The organism is Methylobacterium aquaticum (assembly GCF_016804325.1).
GTDB lineage: Bacteria > Pseudomonadota > Alphaproteobacteria > Rhizobiales > Beijerinckiaceae > Methylobacterium > Methylobacterium aquaticum_C.
In genome coordinates, this window is sequence record NZ_CP043627.1 from 5,363,091 (window position 1) to 5,380,884 (window position 17,794).

Genomic DNA, 17,794 nt, shown 5'->3' on the forward strand with positions numbered 1-17,794 from the left:
GCAAGGAAACAGACCCATGTGGACAGGTGTCATTCCCGCCGTCACCACCAAGTTCACCGCCGACGGGGCCCTCGACCATGCCGAGATGGAGCGCTGCTTCGCGCTCCAGATGCAGGCCGGCTGCGACGGGCTGATCGTCTGCGGCTCCCTCGGCGAGGGCCCGATGCTGTCGCCCGACGAGCGCCTCGCGGTGATGAAGACCGCCCTGTCGGTCGCCGGTCCCCATCCGGTGCTGATGACCGTCTCCGAGGCCGGCACCCGCGAGGCCTGCGCGCTCGCCGCGCGTGCCGCCAAGGCCGGCGCCTCGGGCCTGATGGTGGTGCCGAGCCCGATCTACCACACCGACGAGGACGAGACCGTCGCGACCCTGAGCGCCGTCGCGGCGGCGGGCGACCTGCCGGTGATGATCTATTCCAACCGCGTCGCCTACCGGGTCGACGTGACGCCCCGGATCATGGAGCGGCTGGCCGGCGACACGCGTTTCGTCGCCATCAAGGAATCCTCCGACGACATCCGCCGCACCACCGAGATCATCAACCATTTCGGCGACCGCTTCGCGGTGCTGACCGGCGTCGACAACCTCGCCTTCGAGGCCCTGAGCGTCGGCGCGGTCGGCTGGGTCGCGGGCCTGGTCGTCGCCTTCCCGGAGGAGACCGTGGCGATCTACCGCCTGATGAAGGCCGGTCGCACCGCGGAGGCGCTCGAGATCTACCGCTGGTTCCGCCCGCTCCTCGACCTCGACGTCTCGACCTTCCTGGTCCAGAACATCAAGCTCGCCGAGGCGCTGGCGATCGGCTCGACCGAGCACGTCCGGATGCCGAGGAAGCCGCTGTCGGGCGAGCGCCGGGCCGCCGTCGAGGCGATCGTCCGCACCGCCCTGGAGCGGCGCCCCTCCCTGAAGCTGGCGGCGTAAGGGCCGATGCCCCGCGAGGTCGCGATCGTCGGGGCCGGCATCGTCGGCCTCGCCACCGCCCATCACTTGCTGGAAGAGGGCTGGCGGGTGCGGCTGATCGAGCGCGGCGGGATCGCCGAGGGGGCGAGCCTCGGCAATGCTGGGGCGCTCGCCTTCACCGACGTGCTGCCGCTCGCCTCGCCGGGCATCCTCCGCAAGGCGCCGCGCTGGATGCTCGATCCCCTCGGGCCCCTGGCCCTGCCGCCGGCCTACCTGCCGCGGATCGCGCCCTGGCTCGTGCGCTTCTGGCGCGCCAGCCTGCCCGACCGGCACGCCCACGCGACGCAGGTCCAGTCCGGCCTGATGCGGCTCGCCGCGCAGGCCATGGCGGCGATGGTGGAGTCGGCCGGCCTGACTGAGCGGCTGCGCCACGACGGCAACCTCGAACTCTACGAGAGCGAGGCGGACCTCGCCGCCGCCGGGCCCGGCTGGGCGGCGCGGGAGCGGGAGGGCATCGCCTTCGAGCATGTCCAGGCTGACCGCCTCGCGGAACTGCAGCCCGGCCTGTCGCCGCGGTTCGTCGCCGGCACCTTCACGCCGAACTGGATGACGGTGGACGATCCGCACCGTTTCGCCCTGGCGCTCCACGCCGTCGTCGCGGCGAAGGGAGCCACGCTTACCAGGGGCGAGGTGCGGGACATCGCACCCGCAGGCGAGGGCGTGCGCCTGACGCTCTCCGACGGCACGAGCCTGAGCGCCGAGGCCTGCGTGCTCGCGACCGGGGCCTGGTCGCGGGACCTCGCCCGCCGCCTCGGCGATTCCGTGCCCCTCGACACCGAGCGCGGCTACAACACCACGCTGCCGCCCGGCGCCTTCCCCCTGCGCCGGCAGCTCACCTTCGGCGGCCACGGCTTCGTGGTCACGCCGCTCGCCACCGGCATCCGGGTCGGCGGCGCCGTCGAGTTCGGCGGCCTCCATCGTCCGCCGAACTTCGCCCGCGCCGACGCGATGCTGAGGAAGGCCGCCGCCTTCCTGCCGGGTCTCGACACGGCGGGCGGCCGGCAATGGATGGGATTCCGGCCCTCGCTTCCCGACAGCCTGCCGGTGATCGGCCCGTCCCGGGCGAGCCCGCGGGTGATCTACGCCTTCGGCCACGGCCATCTCGGCCTGACGCAAAGCGCCGGGACGGGGCGGATCGTGGCGGACCTGCTGGCGGGGCGGGCGTCGGGCGTGGACGTGGCGGCGTTGCGGGCCGGGCGGTTCGGGTGAGAAGACGCGAAGTGGATCGCCGCGGGCTTGTTCGATCGGTCTCTACAGACTTCAACCCCTCTGCGTCATTCCGGGGCCGCGACAGCGAAGCCCGGAATCCAGAGCCGCGGAGAGTGCAGGATAAGTCGGAGACCGTCCCGCTTTCTTCTGGAACACCTGAGTGTCTGGATTCTGGGCTCCGCTGTCGCGGCCCCGGAATGACGCGGAGGGTGTCGGGCCTGGATGGGACAGTCGGGCGAGCGCTTGAAGAACCAAACAGATTTCGCAAAATTGGCTGCCGGTTTTGCGACAAAAATCTGCGACAAACCAACAACCTCAGCAGACGAAGCGTTGGCCTGCCAACGCAAGTCTGCGTAGAGAGCGCCGGCCACCCTCACGCCCGCCCCGCCACCGGCAGGTCGGCGAGCCTCGGCCGCGACCGCTCGATCAGGGCGGCGGCGAGCATCGCCTCGAGGCGGATCAGGTCCTCGTCGGGCTCCGGCTGCCAGCCGCAGCCGCAGCGGGGCGACGGGCCGTGCAGGGAGGCGATCTGGCGGTAGAGCGAGCCGACCGTGCGGGCGGCGGCTTCGAGCGCCGCCATCGGCGGCAGCGGGCCCCGCTCCAGGGCGTCCCAGAAGGCGAGCGTCAGGGCCTGTTCCAGGGCGGCCTGCCGCCGGCTCTCGGTCTGCGCCTCGGCGAGCCGGCTTTCGTGGTGATGCAGGGTCATCGCGCGCTCCTCCCGTCGCCGAACAGGCCGACCAGGCGCTCCCAGGGCAGGCCGACCGGAGGCCATCCCTCCCGGATCAGGCCGGCACAGCCGTGAATCAGGTTCAGCGCTCGCGCCATCGCGGCCTCCATCTCGGGGTCGTGCCGGGGTCCGGCCCGCCTTGAATGCAGGACTTCCCCCCTCCACGCAAGGTTGATTTGAAATATTGGAGGATTTCTACTTTTCAGATCATGAGCTATATTGTCAGGTGAATTATGAAAATTCCAAAGAGCGGCGGGGCCGGAAGGCAGGCCGCAGGAGGCGGATTGGCAGCGGCGCCGGGAGCGGCTATCGGGGCGCCAGCCCATCCCCCGAGGCACAGCGCCCTGAAAAAGGCTCCCGACCGATGACCGATACCCCGCCCGACCGCCTCAGCACCGATCCGCGCAGCCCCTTCCACGATGCCGCCCTGCTCGAGCGCGGCGTCGGCGTGCGCTTCAAGGGCGTCGAGAAGACCAATGTCGAGGAATATTGCGTGAGCGAGGGCTGGGTGCGGCTCGCGGCCGGCAATGCCAAGGACCGCTTCGGCAACCCGATGACCGTGAAGCTGAAGGGCCCGGTCGAGCCCTATTTCCGCAGCCAGGACGCCGGCGCCGCCGATGCCGAGTAAGACCGGCGGTCGACAGACGACGACCCTCGGTCCCGTTCTCGAATCGTTGCCGCGTTCGCGATCCCGGCCCGGTGGCTCGGACGTCCGGGCCCGGAGAGCTTCACGATCGCGCTCCAATCGTGAAGCTTTTTGAGATCCTGTTTGAGCGGATCGGCCTGATCAGAGCTGGAAGGGATCATGGGATATCCTATCCTTCCACCTCATCCTGAGGTGTCAGTCGATCGGAGATCGACTGACCTCGAAGGAGGCTTCCAGAAGCCTCTGCGATCCCTGGAGCCCTCCTTCGAGGTCAGCCGATTTTCAATCGGCTAACACCTCAGGATGAGGTCGGAGAATGAGACGATCCCGCCTCACTCAAATTTTTTAGAAAACCCTGCTCAAACAGGTTCTGAGTATTCGTCTTCGCCGCATTGTCTACGACGGGCCGGCATCCACTTCGTCGGAAGACGCCTCAGTGTCGAAAATTCGAGATGGATCGACGGCGCCGTCGATCCCGGGCGTGCCCGACATCGAGCACGGGCGTCGGCATGACGCGTGATCCCGCCCGGCTGCGCGAGGCCGGGCGGATCCTCATGCGGCGTCCGGACGGATCGTCCAGATTGCGGATCAGCGCGCCGTGCCGTTCTTCTGCGCGCCGGGTCCGGTGCCGGGGGCGCCGCTGCCGGTCGGGCCGTCCTGCTTCACCGTCGGGCCTGGGCCCATGTTCCCGCCGCTCGACCCCTGCGACCCGGTCGAGCCCATGCTGCCCGGATTGTTGCCGCCGATGCCGGTGCCCGGCGGCTGGCTCGCCATGCCCGAACCGGTATTGCCGCTGGAGGACGGGGCGACCCCGGTGCCGTTGTTGATGCCCTGCGCCGCGGCGGTGCCGGCGGCGAGCGCGAGGGAAAGGGCGAGGAGGGAGGTGCGAATCGGCATGGGCGTCGTCCGGGGTTCGGGGTGCAGTCGGACCGGGGCAACGGCAGGATCGTGCCGGCGTTCCCGCACGGGCGGCGGTGGCGTGGGGACCCGTTCCAGCGGAGGACCGATCCGCAGGACGTCCCGGCCATGCGATTCGGCATTCGGTCTTGGCATTCCGGCCGTTCTGCATGCAAAGTATGCAGGCTGTCGTCCCATCGTCATGGACCGGCGGCTATCGCCACCCGGCAGAAGGTGGCGCGGATCTTGAAAGGGAGCGCGTGGGGTCCGGTCGCGATCCGTCCCGCGCGAAGGAGTTGAGATGCAGGTGTTCCTGATCGCCCTGGGGCTCGTTGCCGTCCTGGTCGCCGTCGGCGTGTTCGGTCATCATCCCGATACGAGCGAGGAGCCGGTCTCCCGGCGGCGCTCCTGATCTGACGAGGGGCGGCGCAACGGCCGCGTCCCTGCCGCGTTGGATCGTGCCGGCGGCCGCGTGGCGGCCCGACGGAATCAGGTCCTCCTGCGACGGGAGCCTATCGTGCCCGCATCTCTCCTCCTCGCCCGCGCGCTCATCGTCGGCGCGCTCGTTTCCGCCGGCTCTCTGGCGCAGGCGAAAGACCTCCCCGACCAGACCGGTACCGGGGGCGGGCCGCGCTCCACCATCACGGCGCCGCATACCAGTGCGGTCGGCGCGACGGTGCCGAGCCCCGGCGCGGCCGATACGCGCCTGGAGCGCCGGATCGACGACCGGACCCGCCAGGAGCGCCTCGACGACCGGATCGACGGCGGCATTTGCGTCGGCTGCAACCGGTAGGGGTTGTCGCGGGAACGGGCCGTCCGTCAGCCCAGCAGCTCGGCGAGCCGCGCCCGGGCGCGGTTGATCCGGCTCTTCACCGTGCCGACCCGGCACGCCATCGCCGTGGCGATGTCCTCGTAGGAGAGGTCGTGCACGGCCGAGAGCAGCAGCGCCTCGCGCTGGTCCGGCACCAGGCGGTCGAGGGCGGCCTGCACGTCGCGCAGGTGGAGATTGCCGTCCTGGGCCGGCAGGGAAACCAGGCTCGCGGCGAACAGCCCGTCGGGATCGCCGACCTCGCGCGTCCGCTTCTGGTACTCGGAATAGAAGCTGTTGCGCAGGATCGTGTAGAGCCAGGCCGCCAGGTAGGTGCCCGGCACGAACCGGTCCTGCGCCGCCCAGGCCTTGAGCAGGGTCTCCTGCACCAGGTCGTCGGCGCGGGCGTGGTTGTTGCACAGGGTCAGGGCCCGGCGGCGCAGCCGCGGCACCTCCGCCAGCAGGTCGCGGCGGAAGGCCTCCGCCGGCGCGGCGTCGAGGCCGGCGAGCGCCGCGACGAGGCGCGAGACCAGCTCTTCCAGCTTTGCGCAGGGCGGCAGTGCCGCATCGTCGTAGGCGGCGCGCAGGGTCGCGCCGAGATGGGCCTGGATGCCGGGCGGCAGGGCGGGTGCCTCGTCGCACCCGGGGGGAGTCGGGTCCGGATCGGTCTCGTTCGGACGTATCGTGGTCGACGGCGCCATCATGCGGTCTCGGTTGACCGGCGGCTTAAGGCACGGCTCTCCGTACCATTGCAATGGTGCCGAAATACCGGTTCGGCCGGCATGTCCGGCTCGCACGCCGTCCGATCTCACGCCGCCGCCGGGGCCAGATCGTTCGTGAGATCGGGCGGCGTCGTGCCCGGCAGCCAGCGCCCGCGCATGTGGCGCGCCGCCGCCTGGCGCAGCCTTCCGGCGTAGCCGGGGAGCGCGGGCCCGATCAGCGGCAGCGCGAAGTCGGCGATGGCGGCGCGGATGCCGTCATCGTCGAGGGCGTGCCCGGCCGCTGCCGCGTGTCGGGCGATCTCGAGTTCCTGGCCCCAGAAGTAGATGCTCGTCGCCTGGACGTTGTCCTGCATGCGGCGCACCTCCTCGACCCGGCCGTCGGAGAGCAGCGGCAGCCAGATGTCCGGCATCAGCAGGTCCACGGGCCGGTCCGGCCGCCAGGTATAGGCATCGCCCTCGACGATGCGGATCTTCTCCCGCGCCGCCGGCGGCAGCTGGGCGGCGAGGTCGAGGTCCCGGTGCAGCGCCAGGACCTCCGGGTCGATCTCCACCACCGTCACCGCGGTCACCTCCGGCTGCAGGGCGCTCGCCACTGCCGACCAGCCCAGCCCCAGGCCGAAGACGACGACGTGTCCGCGGGCCAGGCGCACGCCGGTCTCCTGGCTCTCCAGTTCGGTCGGCGTCGTCGACATCCAGGTGTGGTCGCCGCGCACCAGCGCCGTAACGTGCGGCACCAGCCGCGCCGGGCTCCAGTAGCCCTGGCAGAGCACGTTCTCCCCGTGATGCAACGCCCAGCGGCCGGAGCGCAGCGGCGGATAGGTCGGCACGAACAGGTCGAAGGTGAACGGGACCAAACCCGGTGGAATCGTCATGCCGTCCTCCTCGTGGGCAGCCGCCGACGCAGTGGGGACCGATTCCCGCTCTCCGCGCAAGGCGGCGCGGCGTTATCGCGGGGCCTCCCGTTCCCGCGAGTTCTCGACCGGCAACTCCCCCGTCGGCGGGCCTTCCGTCGGCAAGCCTCCGGTCGGTAAGCCTGCGGTCGGTAAGCCTCCTGTCGGCAAGCCTCGCACGAGCGGCAGGGCCGCCGCGCAGGCGCCCGCCATGACCCAGAACGCCCCCGCCCCGAGGGCGCCGTAGAGCGGGCCGGCGGCGAGCGTCGCCAGGGTGGTGGCGATCCCGAGGCCGAGGGTGCCGTAGAGGGTCTGGGCCGTCGCAGCGAGACCGGGCGGCACGGTCCGGCCGAGGATCTGCATCGCCGCGAGGTGCAGGAGCGCGAAGGTCAGCCCGTGCAGGGCCTGGATGCCGACGAGGACCGGCACCGCGACGGTGAGCGCGGCCACCGACCAGCGCAGGATCCCGGCGCCGGCCGCCAGCGCCAGGGCGCCGGCGGGGCCGAGGCGGGCGAGGAGCGTTGGGCCGACGACGAGGAAGACCAGCACCTCCGCCGCCACCGCCTCGGCCCAGAGCAGGCTCGCGGTCGCCGGGCTCAGGCCCGCCGCGCGCCAGCGGATCACCGCGAAGGCGTCGTGAACCGCGTGGCTGCCGATCACCAGGGCGGCCACCGCGACGAGGCGGCGGAAGGCGGCCGACCGCAGGAGCGATCCGGCCCCGGTCGTGACGGGCGCCCCGGCGGCCGTCCCGGCGGCCGGCAGGCGGAATGTCGCCCCGGCAAGGCCCGCGAAGGCGAGGGCGCCCGCCACCGGCAGGGCCGCGAGGCCGAGGGCCCCCACGACCTGCCCGCCCGCCAGGGTGCCGGCGATGAAGGCGGCCGAGCCCGCGCCCCGCACGGTGCCGTAGGCGAAGCGGGACGCCTTCGACGCCGGGATCGCCAGGGCGTCGGCGAGAGGCGCGAGGGGCGCCGTCGCGGCGGCGTGCGCGAGGCCGGCGAGCAGAAGCCCGGTGAATCCGTGGCCGGCGAGGTAGAGGAGGGCGCTCAGGCCCGAGAGGGCGGCGCAGAGCGCCAGCACGCCCCGTCCGGCGGCGAGCCGGTCGGCGACGCGGCCCGCGAGCGGACCGGCGACGAGGCGGATGCCGGTGCCGGCGGCGAGCACCAGCCCGACCTCGGTGGGGCCGAGCCCGCGCTCGGCGAGGAGCGCGGGCAGGAACGGCGTCGTGAGGCCGTAACCGGCATAGAGCGCGGCGTAGACGAGGAGGAAGCGCGGCAGCGCGCCCGGGACGGCCTGCATCGTGCAAGCCTACCCGGTCTTCGCCGACGCCGCGCGGCCGGGTTTAGAGGAGGCCGGCGCCGTGCGGGTGGTCCCGCGGCGGCTCGACCGTGACGATGGCCCCGAGGCCGAGAACGAGGGCGCCGGCGGCGCAGAGGGCGAGGGAGAGAGCGGCGATGATCATGGACGCGACCTTCGCGATTCCGTGCTTAACGCGACCTTGCCGAACGGGGTGAAGAGGAGGAAAACCCCAGCATCCACATCACGAAAAGCGGATGGGTGCGGCGGGGCCGCCATGGCCATGCAAACGCCATCATCGCGGGAGGAACGCCTGTGGAGTACCGCACGCTCGGCCGGTCCGGCCTGAAGGTCTCGCCCCTCTGCCTCGGCACGATGATGTTCGGCGGGCCGACCCCCGACGACGAGGCTGCGCGCATCGTCGCGGAGGCCCGCGACCAGGGGATCAACTTCATCGACACGGCGAACGCCTATACCGAGGGGCGCTCGGAGGAGGTGGTCGGCCGGGCCATCGCCCGCGACCGCGACGCCTGGGTGCTCGCCACCAAGGTGGCGAACGCGATGGGGCCGGGGCCGAACGACCGCGGCCTGTCCCGCGCCCACATCGTGCAGGCCTGCGAGGCCAGCCTCAAGCGGCTCAACACCGACCGGATCGACCTCTACTACCTCCACAAGGAGGACCACGAGACGCCGCTTTCCGAGACCGTGCGGGCGATGGCCGACCTGATCAGGGCCGGCAAGGTGCGCTATTTCGGGGTCTCCAACCACCGCGCCTGGCGGGTGGCGGAGATCTGCCGCCTCTGCGACGAGCACGGCATCGACCGGCCGGCGGCGAGCCAGCCCTATTACAACGCCCTCAATCGGATGCCGGAGGTCGAGCACCTGCCCGCCTGCGCCCATTACGGGCTCGGCGTCGTGCCCTATTCGCCGCTCGCCCGCGGCGTGCTGACGGCGAAGTACCGTCCCGGCGAGACGCCGCCCGAGGGCACCCGCGCCGGGCGCGGCGACACCCGGATGATGCAGACCGAGTGGCGTCCCGAGAGCCTGCGCATCGCCGAGCAGCTGAAGGCCCATGCGGAAGCGAAGGGCGCCTCGGTGATCGACTTCGCGGTGGCCTGGGTGCTCAACAACCGCGCCGTCACGGCGGTGATCGCGGGCCCGCGCACCCTCGACCAGTGGCGGGCCTATGCGGGCGCGCTTGCCTACCGCTTCACCCCGGAGGACGAGGCCCTGGTCGACGGCCTGGTGCCGGCGGGCCATCCCTCGACCCCGGGCTACACCGACCCGGCCTATCCGCTCGAGGGCCGCGCCACCTGGACGGCGGAGTGAGGGTGAGCCACGCTCGCCATCGTCAGGCTGACGGCGCATCCGGTGTGGATGACGCCGTCCCGACGGCGATTTCCTCTTGGAACGCGCCGCCCACGGCTTAGTTGTTGACGCTATGTGCCCAGGCATGTCCACTGTTCGACCCTGGGAGATGGGTTGCAGACCGGAGGAGACCGATGGCGATCAAGACCACCAAGAAAGCCGAGACGAAAGCCGAGCCCGAGGCCGCCGCCCCGAAGGCCAAGGCCGCCCCGAAGGCCGCCGCCGCCAAGGACGACGCCAAGGATGAAAGCAAGGACTCGGCCAAGGAGACTGCCAAGGGCAAGAAGGTCGCCGCTCCCAAGTCCGGCGACAAGCCGAACGCCCTGCAGAAGCCGCTGCAGCCCACCCCCGAGCTCGCGGCGATCGTCGGCGACAGCCCGATCCCGCGCGGCGAGGTGGTGAGCAAGGTGTGGGACTACATCCGCACCCACTCGCTCCAGAACCCCGAGAACAAGCGCGAGATCCTCGCCGACGACAAGCTGAAGAAGGTCTTCGGCAAGGACAAGGCGACGATGTTCGAGATGAACAAGTACCTCGCCCAGCACCTGAAGTAGGGCGACGGTCCGACTCCGGGCGATCCGCCTCCTCCCGTCCGGATGGTCGCGCGACGCGGCCATCCGTTCCCCTGCCGGGGCGGGACGGGGTTCTCCCGTCGACCGATGCCCCGCGGGCCGGATGCGCCCCGGGCGCCTCCCGGCTTGTCCGAATGATCGATGCTTGAGACCCGCGACCCGGACGAGTCCGGCCGACGACGCGCGCTCGCCGCGATCCCGTTCCTGATCATCCTGGTGGCCGGCGGTGTCTGGCTCGCCGACAGCTTGCGCCGGGAAGCGGCGCGCGAGGATTGCCTGGCTGGCGGCCGGCGCGATTGCGCGCCGCTGTCGTCCTCCGCCCCATGACCTCGATGCCCGATTGAAGCCCGACGGCGCCTCCGGTCGCGGCCCGCGCGACAGCGCCAGTGCCCCGGCCCACTGTCGAGAGCACCGCTCCCATGATCACCCCGAGCTTCGTCTCGGTGTCGAATTCAGGATTGGTCGCGAAGGCCAAGCCGCCGATGAGCAGGCTCATGGTGAAGCCGATGCCGCAGAGGAGCGCCACGCCGTAGACGTGGCGCCAGGTGGCGCCGGCGGGCATCGAGGCAAGGCCTGTCCGCACCGCGAGTCAGACGCCGCCGAATACCCCGACCTGCTTGCCGAGAAAAAGACCCGCCGCAACCCCGAGGGTGACGGGGGCCCAGAGTGCGCCCGGCGTCAGCCCGGCCAGCGACACGCCGGCATTGGCGAAGCCGAAGACAGGCAGGATCCCGTGGGCGACCCAGGGCTGGAGCGCGTGTTCCAGCCGGTGCAGGGGAGAGGCCGCGTCGTCGGGCCGGCCGGGGCCCGCCCGCAGCGGGATCGTCAGCGCCAGGATCACGCCCGCCACGGTGGCGTGAAGCCCCGAGCGCAGCACCAGCAGCCAGAGCACGGCGCCGAGGATCAGGTAGGGCCCGAGCCGGCGCAGGCCGAGGCGGTTGAGCACGACCAGCATCCCCGTCACCGCCCCGGCGAGCGCCAGCATCGGCCAGGCGAGGTCGGCGGTGTAGAACAGGGCGATGATCACCACGGCACCGAGATCGTCCAGGATGGCGAGCGCGGTGAGGAAGATCTTGAGCGAGACCGTCGCCCGGGAGCCGAGCAAAGCCAGCACGCCCAGCGCGAAGGCGATGTCGGTGGCGGCCGGGATCGCCCAGCCCCGCAGGTGTCGAGGGACGACCAGTTGACCGCTGCGTAGACGAGCGCCGGCACCGCCATGCCGCCGAGGGCCGCGATGCCCGGCAGCACCCGGTCCGGCCAGGTGCGCAGGCCCCCGTCCAGGATCTCGCGCTTGATCTCCAGCCCGACGAGCAGGAAGAACACCGCCATCAGGCTCCAGTGCAGCAGGCTCAACGGACCGAGAGTGGCGTGCAGCGCCCTCGCGTAGCGGCCACCATAGGGGCCGTTGGCGACGATGATGGCGAGCACCGCGCTCGCCATCAGGACGAGCCCGCCGCCCGAGCTGCTCACCAGCAGGTTGCGCAGGGCGGAGAGCGGGCGCGGCAGGCGCCGGGGGGAGGGGCGGGGAGAGGGGATGCCTGCACGGCGCCCCGCCTGCCAGGAATCGTAAGCAGGATCAACGCGGAGGCGGTGGAAACGACGGATCCGCTCCGCCGATGTCTGCCGGCGGGCTTTTTCGGAAAATACTTTTCCAATAAGTTAGAGCTAATTGTGGTGCGTTCGGACCGAATTGACAGTCTTCACAAGGAAATGATTTTTTGATCTTTTGCGAGGAGCATCAACCGTGACCGAGGTGTTCCTACGATGGCCGGCGACGTCAACCTTCCCGAGGCGCTTCTGGCGCCGGTGATCCACGAAGGGGGGATCATGGCTGCGCCCCTGCCTGTGCTGCACGATTATGGGCCGGTGGTGCGGATCGGGCTGGCACCAGGTACCGTGCTGCAATCTCCGATCAACGAGGCGGGCTTGACCGAGCAGGAGCGCCTGGGGCTCCAGGCCTTCAAGCTGCGGCTGCGGACGTCCTATCAGGATGCGAAAGAGAACCGTCCCCACAAGTCGGCATCCTGGGGCGACGACGCCGACCAGCCGCAGCAGCACGATCGACCGCTGCCGCCCGCTCCGCCTGTACCGCCCGCACCGAGCGTCGTGCAGCAGGCCCCGGTCGCCCGGCGCTTGGCAGGCCGGATCGCGGTGGGGCTCGTCATCGTCTCGGGGCCCGGATCCCTGGAGATGACGGACGTCCAGCAGCAGAAGATCGTCGCCGAGGTGCAGAACGGCCTGAGCTTCCTCGGGGGGAGGGCGCCGGCACGGGATGTAACCTTCGCGTACGACATTCAGGTCGCCTCGATCACCACGCCCGCCACCGCGGGCCAACACGCTACGGGCAGTGACGTGTTCGAGCAATACGAGGCGCCATGGCGTGATGCAGCGCTCGCAGCCATCGGCCAGCCGGCCGGATCGTCCGGAATCGCCCGATATATCAAGACGATCAAGGCGGCAAAGAGTGCGCGGGCCGCCTACTGCGCGTTCTTCACCCACTACCAGCTTCAGCATTTCGCCTATTGCCGGGGCGATTACGTCGTGATGCATTACGATAACGACGGCTGGGGAACCGACAACCTCGATCGGGTGTTTGCACACGAGACAGGGCACGTGTTCGGTGCGCCGGACGAATACGCCCTGAGCGGGTGCAATTGTGGCGGGTCGCACGGTGTGTATGGTCGCCCGAACCTCAACTGCGAGAATTGCGCGGATGATGGCGGCGTGCCATGCATCATGAAGAGCAACGATTGGGCCATGTGCACCGAGACCCCGTACCATCTCGGCTACACAATGCCCCGGACGTCCGGTCTGTCGCCGACACCCGGCGTCGTGTAGGAGGCCTGAAATGGAACAGGTCGTGATCGTAGATCCCGCCGAGGCGGATGCCGGCACGTGGTCGGCCCTCATGCGCGCGCACAAGACCCAGGAATTCTCCGAGCGCGTCTTCGTGGTCGAAGCCGAGAAGCCGGTGATTGATGCGCTGGGAGCGTTGCCCGGCATCAAGACACCGGCGCAGCTCGACTCGGCGACGACAGCGGCCCTTTCCCCGGTCGAGAAGCTGTCACTGCGTGCCTGGGCCGAGCGAACACAGATGCCGGACAAGCCCCGCAAGGGGAATACCCTGAACTGGGGCCACGAGGGCTTCCAGGCTCCCTGATCGGAGCCGTCCAACGCCGAAGGTCCGGCCGCGCCCGCGCGGCCGGACATCTTTTAGCGCCTGCGGCTCACCCCCGCCCGAGCGCCGCCCGCACCAGCTTCAAGGCATCCTCGCTCGCCCATTCCGCCGGACCCTTCATCACGCCGATCTCGCAGCCGGACGGGTCGATCAGGAAGGTGGTGGGCAAGCCCACGACGGCGCCGCCCTGCTGGAGCGCCGGCAGCGCCCGCCCGGCCGGATCGGAGTAATAGGCCAGCCGGGAGATCCCGTTCTCCTGCATCCAGCGCGGCGGCCGGTCGGGGTTGCGGGTGTCGAGGTTGAGCGCCACCACCTCGAAATCTTGTGCCCCGAGTTCGCCCTGGAGCCGGTCGAGGGCCGGCATCTCCGCCTTGCACGGCGCGCACCAGGTCGCCCACAGGTTCAGGAGCAAGGTCCGGCCCTTGAGGTCGGCGAGCGTCCTCTGCTGCCCGTCCGGCCCGGTGAAGGCAATGGCGGGCGCAGGTCTCGGGTTGGAGGCGACCTGGAGCGCCGCCACCTCGCCGCGGGCGAGAGGTGCGACGCGGGCGGCGGTGGCGGCCCCGAGCGGGCAGGCGCCGCCGTTGCCCCGGTCGCCAAGCCCGTATAGGGCAGCCCCGAGGCCGAGGACGGCGACGAGCCCCCCTGCGAGGGCGAGGCGGGCTTTTCGCGGTGATGCGAGACGAGGTGTGGACATGAGCAACCGGATGTGGGGCGGGCGCTTCGCGAGCGGCCCCGCCGAGATCATGGAGGAGATCAACGCCTCCATCGGTTTCGACAAGCGCCTCGCCCCCCAGGACATCCGGGGCTCGCTCGCCCACGTCGCGATGCTGGGCAAGGCGGGGATCCTGCCGGCCGAGGATGTGGCGAAGATCGAGGCCGGGCTCAAGACCGTGCAAGGCGAGATCGAGGCCGGGACCTTCGAGTTCCGCCGCGAGCTGGAAGACATCCACATGAGCGTGGAGAGCCGGTTGCGCGAGATCGTCGGCCCCTCGGCCGGGCGCTTGCACACCGCGCGCTCGCGCAACGACCAGGTCGCCACCGACATGAAGTTGTGGGTGCGCGACACCCTCGACGCCCTCGACGGCCAGGCCGCCGACCTGCAGCAGGCGATGGCCGAGCTGGCGCTGAAGCATGCCGGCACGGTGATGCCGGGCTTCACCCACCTGCAATCGGCCCAGCCGGTCACCTTCGGGCACCATCTCCTCGCTTACGTCGAGATGCTGAACCGCGACCGCGGCCGGTTCCGCGACGCCCGCGCCCGCCTCAACGAATGCCCGCTCGGTGCGGCGGCGCTCGCCGGCACCTCGTTCCCGATCGACCGCCACGCCACGGCGGCGAGCCTCGGCTTCGACCGGCCGACGGCGAATTCCCTCGATTCGGTGGCCGACCGCGACTTCGCCCTGGAGGCCCTCTCGGCGGCGGCGATCGCCGCGGTCCACCTGTCGCGCTTCGCGGAAGAGATCGTGGTCTGGACCTCGGCCCAGTTCGGCTTCGTCAAGCTGTCGGACCGGTTCACCACCGGCTCCTCGATCATGCCGCAGAAGCGCAACCCCGACGCCGCCGAGCTGGTCCGGGCCAAGTCCGGCCGGATCATCGGTGCGCTCTCGGGCCTGCTCATCGTCATGAAGGGCCTGCCGCTCGCCTATTCGAAGGACATGCAGGAGGACAAGGAGGGCACGTTCGACGCGCTCCAGACCCTCTCGCTGTGCCTCGCCGCCATGGCGGGCATGGTCCGCGACCTCGAGCCGGTGCCGGAGGTGCTGAAGGTGGCCGCCGGCTCCGGCTACGCCACCGCCACCGACCTCGCCGACTGGCTGGTGCGCGAGCTCGGCCTGCCGTTCCGCGATGCCCACCACGTCACCGGCCGCCTCGTCGGCGAGGCCTCGTCCCGCGGCATCGGCCTGGAGGCGCTGCCGCTCGCGGTGATGCAGGAGGCGGAGCCGCGCATCTCGGACGCCGTCTTCGCTGTGCTCGGCGTCGAGAACTCGGTGGGGAGCCGCACCAGCTACGGCGGCACCGCGCCGGACAACGTGCGGATGCAGGCGGAAGGCTGGCTGAAGCGGCTCGCTGGCGAGACCGCCTGAGCGATTTTCGCCTCGCTCGTCCCATCCGAACCCTCGTCCCGAGCGCCGCTCGAACGCGGCGACGGACATGACACCCTCCTTGTCATTCCGGGGCCGCGAAAGCGGAGCCCGGAATCCGGAACCGCGGATGGCTCAGAAGATGGCGGGCTGCGTGCCGCCTCATTCTTATGCGCCTGAGGTTCTGGATCCCGAGCTCCGCTACGCGGCCCCGGGATGACTGTGCGGGTGTCAATCGCGTCTCTGGTCGTCAAGCGGACTCCCCGGGGCGAGGCCCGGGTGGGATGGGGATTGCGCGTGTGTTAGTTCCTGACGGCTCCGAACAAGCTCGACCATCACGGGAGGAATCACCATGGATCTCGGTCTCAAGGGCAAGCGCGCCCTCGTCCTGTCGTCCAGCCGCGGGCTTGGCCGCGGCATCGCCGAGGCCCTGGCGGCCGAGGGCGCGGACGTGCTGCTCACCGCCCGCACCGCCGAGCGCCTGGACGAGGCGGTGGCGGCGATCAACGCCCGCGGCCAGGGCCGCGCCTACGCCTTCGCCGGCAGCCTGAAGGAGAACGTCGAGGCGATCCATGCCGCCGCCCAGGAGCATCTCGGCGGGGTCGACATCCTGGTCGCCAATACCGGCGGCCCGCCGGCGGCGACGGCGCTGACCGTGCAGCCCGAGGCCTGGACGCCCCAGTTCGAGGCGATGGTGACCCCGGTCTTCCGCCTCGCCGGGCTGGTCCTGCCGGGGATGCGCCAGGCCGGCTTCGGCCGCATCGTGGTGGTGGCGTCGAGCGGCGTCGAGCAGCCGATCCCGAACCTGGTGATGTCGAACGCGCTGCGCGCCTCGATCGCCGGCTGGGCCAAGACGCTCGCCTCCGAGGTCGCGGCCGACGGCGTCACCGTCAACATGATCCTGCCCGGCCGGATCGAGACCGACCGCACGGGCGAGCTCGACACCGCCAACGCCAAGGCGCAGGGCAAGTCCCGCGACGAGATCGCCGAAGCCGCCCGCGCGGCGATTCCGGCCAAGCGCTACGGCAAGGTGCAGGAATTCGCCGACGTGGCCTGCTTCCTCGCCTCCGAGCGCGCCTCCTACGTCACCGGCAGCATGATCCGGGTCGATGGTGGGGCCGTGCGGTCGATCTGACGACAGGAGCGGCGGGACCCTACGTCCCGCCGCCGCGTCGACTGGGCCCGGACGGCATGAAAAAGGGCGGCCCCGCGGGACCGCCCGTTTTCATGCCCGAACCTGCGGAGCTCTTACTGCCGCTTGCCCCAGCGCACCCCCGGCGCCGGGCCCGCACCCGCCGCGAGCTGGCCGATGGCCGGGCCCGAGGCATTGCCCGGATGGTGCTGCGAGCCGGGGCCCATCGGCTCGGCGGCGATCAGGTCGGGGGTCGCGGCCATCTCGGGGGTGCCGCGGCCGGTGGCGAACTGGCCCGCCTTGCGGAAGCGCCAGAGATAGCCCGGCACCACCGCCTCGATCGCGGTGGGCGCGATGCCGATGCCCTCGATCGTGCGGCCTTCCGCCCTGGCGGCGTCCGACACGACGTTGTCGCTCTGGAGCAGGGTGACCTGGTCGCGGGTGAGCTTCAGGGTATCGGGCAGGAGGCCCAGCGTCAGGGTGTCGGCGAGTTCCATCACGCGGGCCTGGAGCCGGGCGGCGGGAGCCGGGAGCGGCAGCACCACGCGGCTGCGCATCGTCACCTTCAGGGTGTACGCGACGAGCTCTTGGAGCGTCAGGATCTCCGGACCGCCGAGCTCGTAGACCCGGCCGCCCTGGAGCCCGCCCTCGACCGCCCGGGCGATCGCCTCGGCGACGTCGCCGGCGAAGACCGGCTGCATCCGCGCGTTGGCGCCGGCGAGCGGCAGCACCGGCAGCATGCGGGCGAGGCCCGCGAAGCGGTTGAAGAAGCTGTCGCCCGGCCCGAACACGATCGAGGGGCGGAACACCACCGCGTCCGGCCGCGCCGCGAACACGCCGGCCTCGCCGGCCGCCTTCGAGCGGGCATAGGACGAGGCCGAGTTCGCGTCGGCGCCGAGCGCCGAGACGTGGACCAGCGGGGCGCCCACCGCGGCGGCGGCCCGGGCGACCTCGGCGGCGCCGTCGGCCTGGAGGCGCTGGAAGCTCTGGCTGCCGCTCTCCTGCAGGATGCCGACGAGGTTGACGACGATGTCGGCATGCTCCACCGCCCGGGCGATCGAGGCCGGGTTGCGCAGGTTGGCCTGCACGCCGACGATCTGGCCGACCCGGCCGAGGGGCTGGAGGAACTGGGCGAGATCGGGCCGGCGCACCGCCACCCGGATCCGGTAGCCGCGCTTGGCCAGCGCCCGCACCACGTGGCGGCCGAGGAAGCCCGACCCCCCGAACACGGTCACGAGCTGCGAGGCGGGTCGGGTCAGGCCGACATGGTCGAAGCCGGTCATGGTCGTGGGGTCCTTCCGCGGGTCTTCATCGGGCCG

Annotated in this window: 19 protein-coding genes and 1 pseudogene; 11 read left to right on the top strand and 9 right to left on the bottom strand. The window is 71.1% G+C overall.

Annotated features, from left to right (window positions below; genetic code table 11):
- The first annotated feature begins 16 nt into the window (after positions 1 to 16).
- Positions 17 to 913 (top strand): dihydrodipicolinate synthase family protein, encoded by an 897-nt coding sequence (locus tag F1D61_RS24455; RefSeq protein ID WP_203154658.1) that lies wholly within the window; start codon positions 17 to 19, stop codon positions 911 to 913.
- Positions 914 to 919: 6 nt separating this feature from the next.
- The gene (locus tag F1D61_RS24460) at positions 920 to 2,161 is read left to right on the top strand and encodes an NAD(P)/FAD-dependent oxidoreductase (protein WP_203154660.1); all 1,242 of its coding nucleotides are present in this window, start codon (positions 920 to 922) and stop codon (positions 2,159 to 2,161) included.
- A gap of 373 nt (positions 2,162 to 2,534) precedes the next feature.
- Here the strand turns inward: F1D61_RS24460 and F1D61_RS24465 are convergent, their stop codons facing one another.
- Together F1D61_RS24465 and F1D61_RS34865 are read right to left on the bottom strand one after the other, a co-directional pair.
- On the bottom strand, positions 2,535 to 2,867 hold the full coding sequence (locus F1D61_RS24465) for a hypothetical protein (RefSeq protein WP_246775504.1): 333 nt from the start codon (positions 2,865 to 2,867) through the stop codon (positions 2,535 to 2,537).
- Positions 2,864 to 2,986, bottom strand: coding sequence for a hypothetical protein (locus F1D61_RS34865; protein WP_281437021.1), 123 nt, complete (start codon positions 2,984 to 2,986; stop codon positions 2,864 to 2,866). The genes F1D61_RS24465 and F1D61_RS34865 overlap by 4 nt, the downstream gene beginning before the upstream one ends.
- A gap of 266 nt (positions 2,987 to 3,252) precedes the next feature.
- Between F1D61_RS34865 and F1D61_RS24470 the strand changes: the two genes are divergently transcribed.
- On the top strand, positions 3,253 to 3,516 hold the full coding sequence (locus tag F1D61_RS24470; protein ID WP_203154662.1) for a DUF3297 family protein: 264 nt from the start codon (positions 3,253 to 3,255) through the stop codon (positions 3,514 to 3,516).
- 606 nt (positions 3,517 to 4,122) lie between these two features.
- Here the strand turns inward: F1D61_RS24470 and F1D61_RS24475 are convergent.
- The gene (locus tag F1D61_RS24475) at positions 4,123 to 4,431 is read right to left on the bottom strand and encodes a hypothetical protein (protein ID WP_203154664.1); all 309 of its coding nucleotides are present in this window, start codon (positions 4,429 to 4,431) and stop codon (positions 4,123 to 4,125) included.
- Between the two features lie 517 nt (positions 4,432 to 4,948).
- On the opposite strand from F1D61_RS24475, the gene F1D61_RS24480 reads away from it, so the two are divergent.
- The gene (locus F1D61_RS24480) at positions 4,949 to 5,224 is read left to right on the top strand and encodes a hypothetical protein (RefSeq protein ID WP_246775505.1); all 276 of its coding nucleotides are present in this window, start codon (positions 4,949 to 4,951) and stop codon (positions 5,222 to 5,224) included.
- Positions 5,225 to 5,250: 26 nt separating this feature from the next.
- Here the strand turns inward: F1D61_RS24480 and F1D61_RS24485 are convergent, their stop codons facing one another.
- The 3 genes from F1D61_RS24485 to F1D61_RS24495 form a co-directional block, all read right to left on the bottom strand.
- Positions 5,251 to 5,943 carry a sigma-70 family RNA polymerase sigma factor gene (locus F1D61_RS24485; protein ID WP_246775506.1) on the bottom strand — a complete coding sequence of 231 codons (693 nt, stop codon included), beginning with the start codon at positions 5,941 to 5,943 and terminating at the stop codon, positions 5,251 to 5,253.
- 104 nt (positions 5,944 to 6,047) lie between these two features.
- The gene (locus F1D61_RS24490; protein WP_203154665.1) at positions 6,048 to 6,833 is read right to left on the bottom strand and encodes a hypothetical protein; all 786 of its coding nucleotides are present in this window, start codon (positions 6,831 to 6,833) and stop codon (positions 6,048 to 6,050) included.
- 72 nt (positions 6,834 to 6,905) lie between these two features.
- The gene (locus F1D61_RS24495; RefSeq protein WP_203154667.1) at positions 6,906 to 8,147 is read right to left on the bottom strand and encodes an MFS transporter; all 1,242 of its coding nucleotides are present in this window, start codon (positions 8,145 to 8,147) and stop codon (positions 6,906 to 6,908) included.
- Positions 8,148 to 8,459: 312 nt separating this feature from the next.
- Here F1D61_RS24495 and F1D61_RS24500 point away from each other — a divergent pair, with 312 nt between their 5' ends.
- The 3 genes from F1D61_RS24500 to F1D61_RS24510 all read left to right on the top strand — a co-directional run bounded on the left by F1D61_RS24500 (position 8,460) and on the right by F1D61_RS24510 (position 10,411).
- On the top strand, positions 8,460 to 9,473 hold the full coding sequence (locus F1D61_RS24500; RefSeq protein WP_203154669.1) for an aldo/keto reductase: 1,014 nt from the start codon (positions 8,460 to 8,462) through the stop codon (positions 9,471 to 9,473).
- 173 nt (positions 9,474 to 9,646) lie between these two features.
- Positions 9,647 to 10,066, top strand: a complete 420-nt coding sequence (locus tag F1D61_RS24505; protein ID WP_432443175.1) for an SWIB/MDM2 domain-containing protein — start codon at positions 9,647 to 9,649, stop codon at positions 10,064 to 10,066.
- A gap of 159 nt (positions 10,067 to 10,225) precedes the next feature.
- Positions 10,226 to 10,411, top strand: a complete 186-nt coding sequence (locus F1D61_RS24510) for a hypothetical protein (protein WP_203154671.1) — start codon at positions 10,226 to 10,228, stop codon at positions 10,409 to 10,411.
- A 70-nt stretch (positions 10,412 to 10,481) separates the two neighbouring features.
- On the opposite strand, the pseudogene nhaA reads toward F1D61_RS24510, so the two are convergent.
- Positions 10,482 to 11,620 (bottom strand): annotated as a pseudogene (gene nhaA, locus F1D61_RS34435) (Na+/H+ antiporter NhaA); the annotation flags it as partial.
- A gap of 228 nt (positions 11,621 to 11,848) precedes the next feature.
- On the opposite strand from nhaA, the gene F1D61_RS24525 reads away from it, so the two are divergent.
- Entirely contained in the window at positions 11,849 to 12,922 is a 1,074-nt protein-coding gene (locus F1D61_RS24525) for a hypothetical protein (RefSeq protein WP_246775507.1), read from the top strand.
- A 10-nt stretch (positions 12,923 to 12,932) separates the two neighbouring features.
- Positions 12,933 to 13,244, top strand: coding sequence for a hypothetical protein (locus tag F1D61_RS24530; protein ID WP_203154672.1), 312 nt, complete (start codon positions 12,933 to 12,935; stop codon positions 13,242 to 13,244).
- Between the two features lie 67 nt (positions 13,245 to 13,311).
- Here the strand turns inward: F1D61_RS24530 and tlpA are convergent, their stop codons facing one another.
- Positions 13,312 to 13,956: a thiol:disulfide interchange protein TlpA gene (gene tlpA / locus F1D61_RS24535; RefSeq protein WP_203154674.1), complete on the bottom strand. Its 645-nt coding sequence runs from the start codon at positions 13,954 to 13,956 to the stop codon at positions 13,312 to 13,314.
- On the opposite strand from tlpA, the gene argH reads away from it, so the two are divergent.
- Positions 13,955 to 15,346 (top strand): argininosuccinate lyase, encoded by a 1,392-nt coding sequence (gene argH, locus F1D61_RS24540; RefSeq protein ID WP_203154675.1) that lies wholly within the window; start codon positions 13,955 to 13,957, stop codon positions 15,344 to 15,346. The two genes, tlpA and argH, sit on opposite strands and share 2 nt — an antisense overlap.
- Before the next feature lie 349 nt (positions 15,347 to 15,695).
- Positions 15,696 to 16,478: an SDR family oxidoreductase gene (locus F1D61_RS24545; RefSeq protein ID WP_203154677.1), complete on the top strand. Its 783-nt coding sequence runs from the start codon at positions 15,696 to 15,698 to the stop codon at positions 16,476 to 16,478.
- 113 nt (positions 16,479 to 16,591) lie between these two features.
- On the opposite strand, the gene F1D61_RS24550 is transcribed toward F1D61_RS24545, so the two are convergent.
- Complete coding sequence (locus F1D61_RS24550; protein WP_203154679.1) at positions 16,592 to 17,758, bottom strand: complex I NDUFA9 subunit family protein; 1,167 nt, start codon at positions 17,756 to 17,758, stop codon at positions 16,592 to 16,594.
- Positions 17,759 to 17,794: the final 36 nt, after the last annotated feature.

Bases quoted from the DNA above. Each gene is read 5' to 3' on its own strand.
- F1D61_RS24545 (WP_203154677.1), top strand. From the start codon at position 15,696: ATGGATCTCGGTCTCAAGGGCAAGCGCGCCCTCGTCCTGTCGTCCAGC.
- F1D61_RS24485 (WP_246775506.1), bottom strand. From the start codon at position 5,943: ATGATGGCGCCGTCGACCACGATACGTCCGAACGAGACCGATCCGGAC.
- F1D61_RS34865 (WP_281437021.1), bottom strand. From the start codon at position 2,986: ATGGCGCGAGCGCTGAACCTGATTCACGGCTGTGCCGGCCTGATCCGG.
- F1D61_RS24495 (WP_203154667.1), bottom strand. From the start codon at position 8,147: ATGCAGGCCGTCCCGGGCGCGCTGCCGCGCTTCCTCCTCGTCTACGCC.
- F1D61_RS24490 (WP_203154665.1), bottom strand. From the start codon at position 6,833: ATGACGATTCCACCGGGTTTGGTCCCGTTCACCTTCGACCTGTTCGTG.
- tlpA (WP_203154674.1), bottom strand. From the start codon at position 13,956: ATGTCCACACCTCGTCTCGCATCACCGCGAAAAGCCCGCCTCGCCCTC.
- F1D61_RS24550 (WP_203154679.1), bottom strand. From the start codon at position 17,758: ATGACCGGCTTCGACCATGTCGGCCTGACCCGACCCGCCTCGCAGCTC.
- F1D61_RS24475 (WP_203154664.1), bottom strand. From the start codon at position 4,431: ATGCCGATTCGCACCTCCCTCCTCGCCCTTTCCCTCGCGCTCGCCGCC.
- F1D61_RS24455 (WP_203154658.1), top strand. From the start codon at position 17: ATGTGGACAGGTGTCATTCCCGCCGTCACCACCAAGTTCACCGCCGAC.
- F1D61_RS24525 (WP_246775507.1), top strand. From the start codon at position 11,849: ATGGCCGGCGACGTCAACCTTCCCGAGGCGCTTCTGGCGCCGGTGATC.
- F1D61_RS24530 (WP_203154672.1), top strand. From the start codon at position 12,933: ATGGAACAGGTCGTGATCGTAGATCCCGCCGAGGCGGATGCCGGCACG.
- F1D61_RS24465 (WP_246775504.1), bottom strand. From the start codon at position 2,867: ATGACCCTGCATCACCACGAAAGCCGGCTCGCCGAGGCGCAGACCGAG.
- F1D61_RS24505 (WP_432443175.1), top strand. From the start codon at position 9,647: ATGGCGATCAAGACCACCAAGAAAGCCGAGACGAAAGCCGAGCCCGAG.
- argH (WP_203154675.1), top strand. From the start codon at position 13,955: ATGAGCAACCGGATGTGGGGCGGGCGCTTCGCGAGCGGCCCCGCCGAG.
- F1D61_RS24460 (WP_203154660.1), top strand. From the start codon at position 920: ATGCCCCGCGAGGTCGCGATCGTCGGGGCCGGCATCGTCGGCCTCGCC.
- F1D61_RS24510 (WP_203154671.1), top strand. From the start codon at position 10,226: ATGCTTGAGACCCGCGACCCGGACGAGTCCGGCCGACGACGCGCGCTC.
- F1D61_RS24470 (WP_203154662.1), top strand. From the start codon at position 3,253: ATGACCGATACCCCGCCCGACCGCCTCAGCACCGATCCGCGCAGCCCC.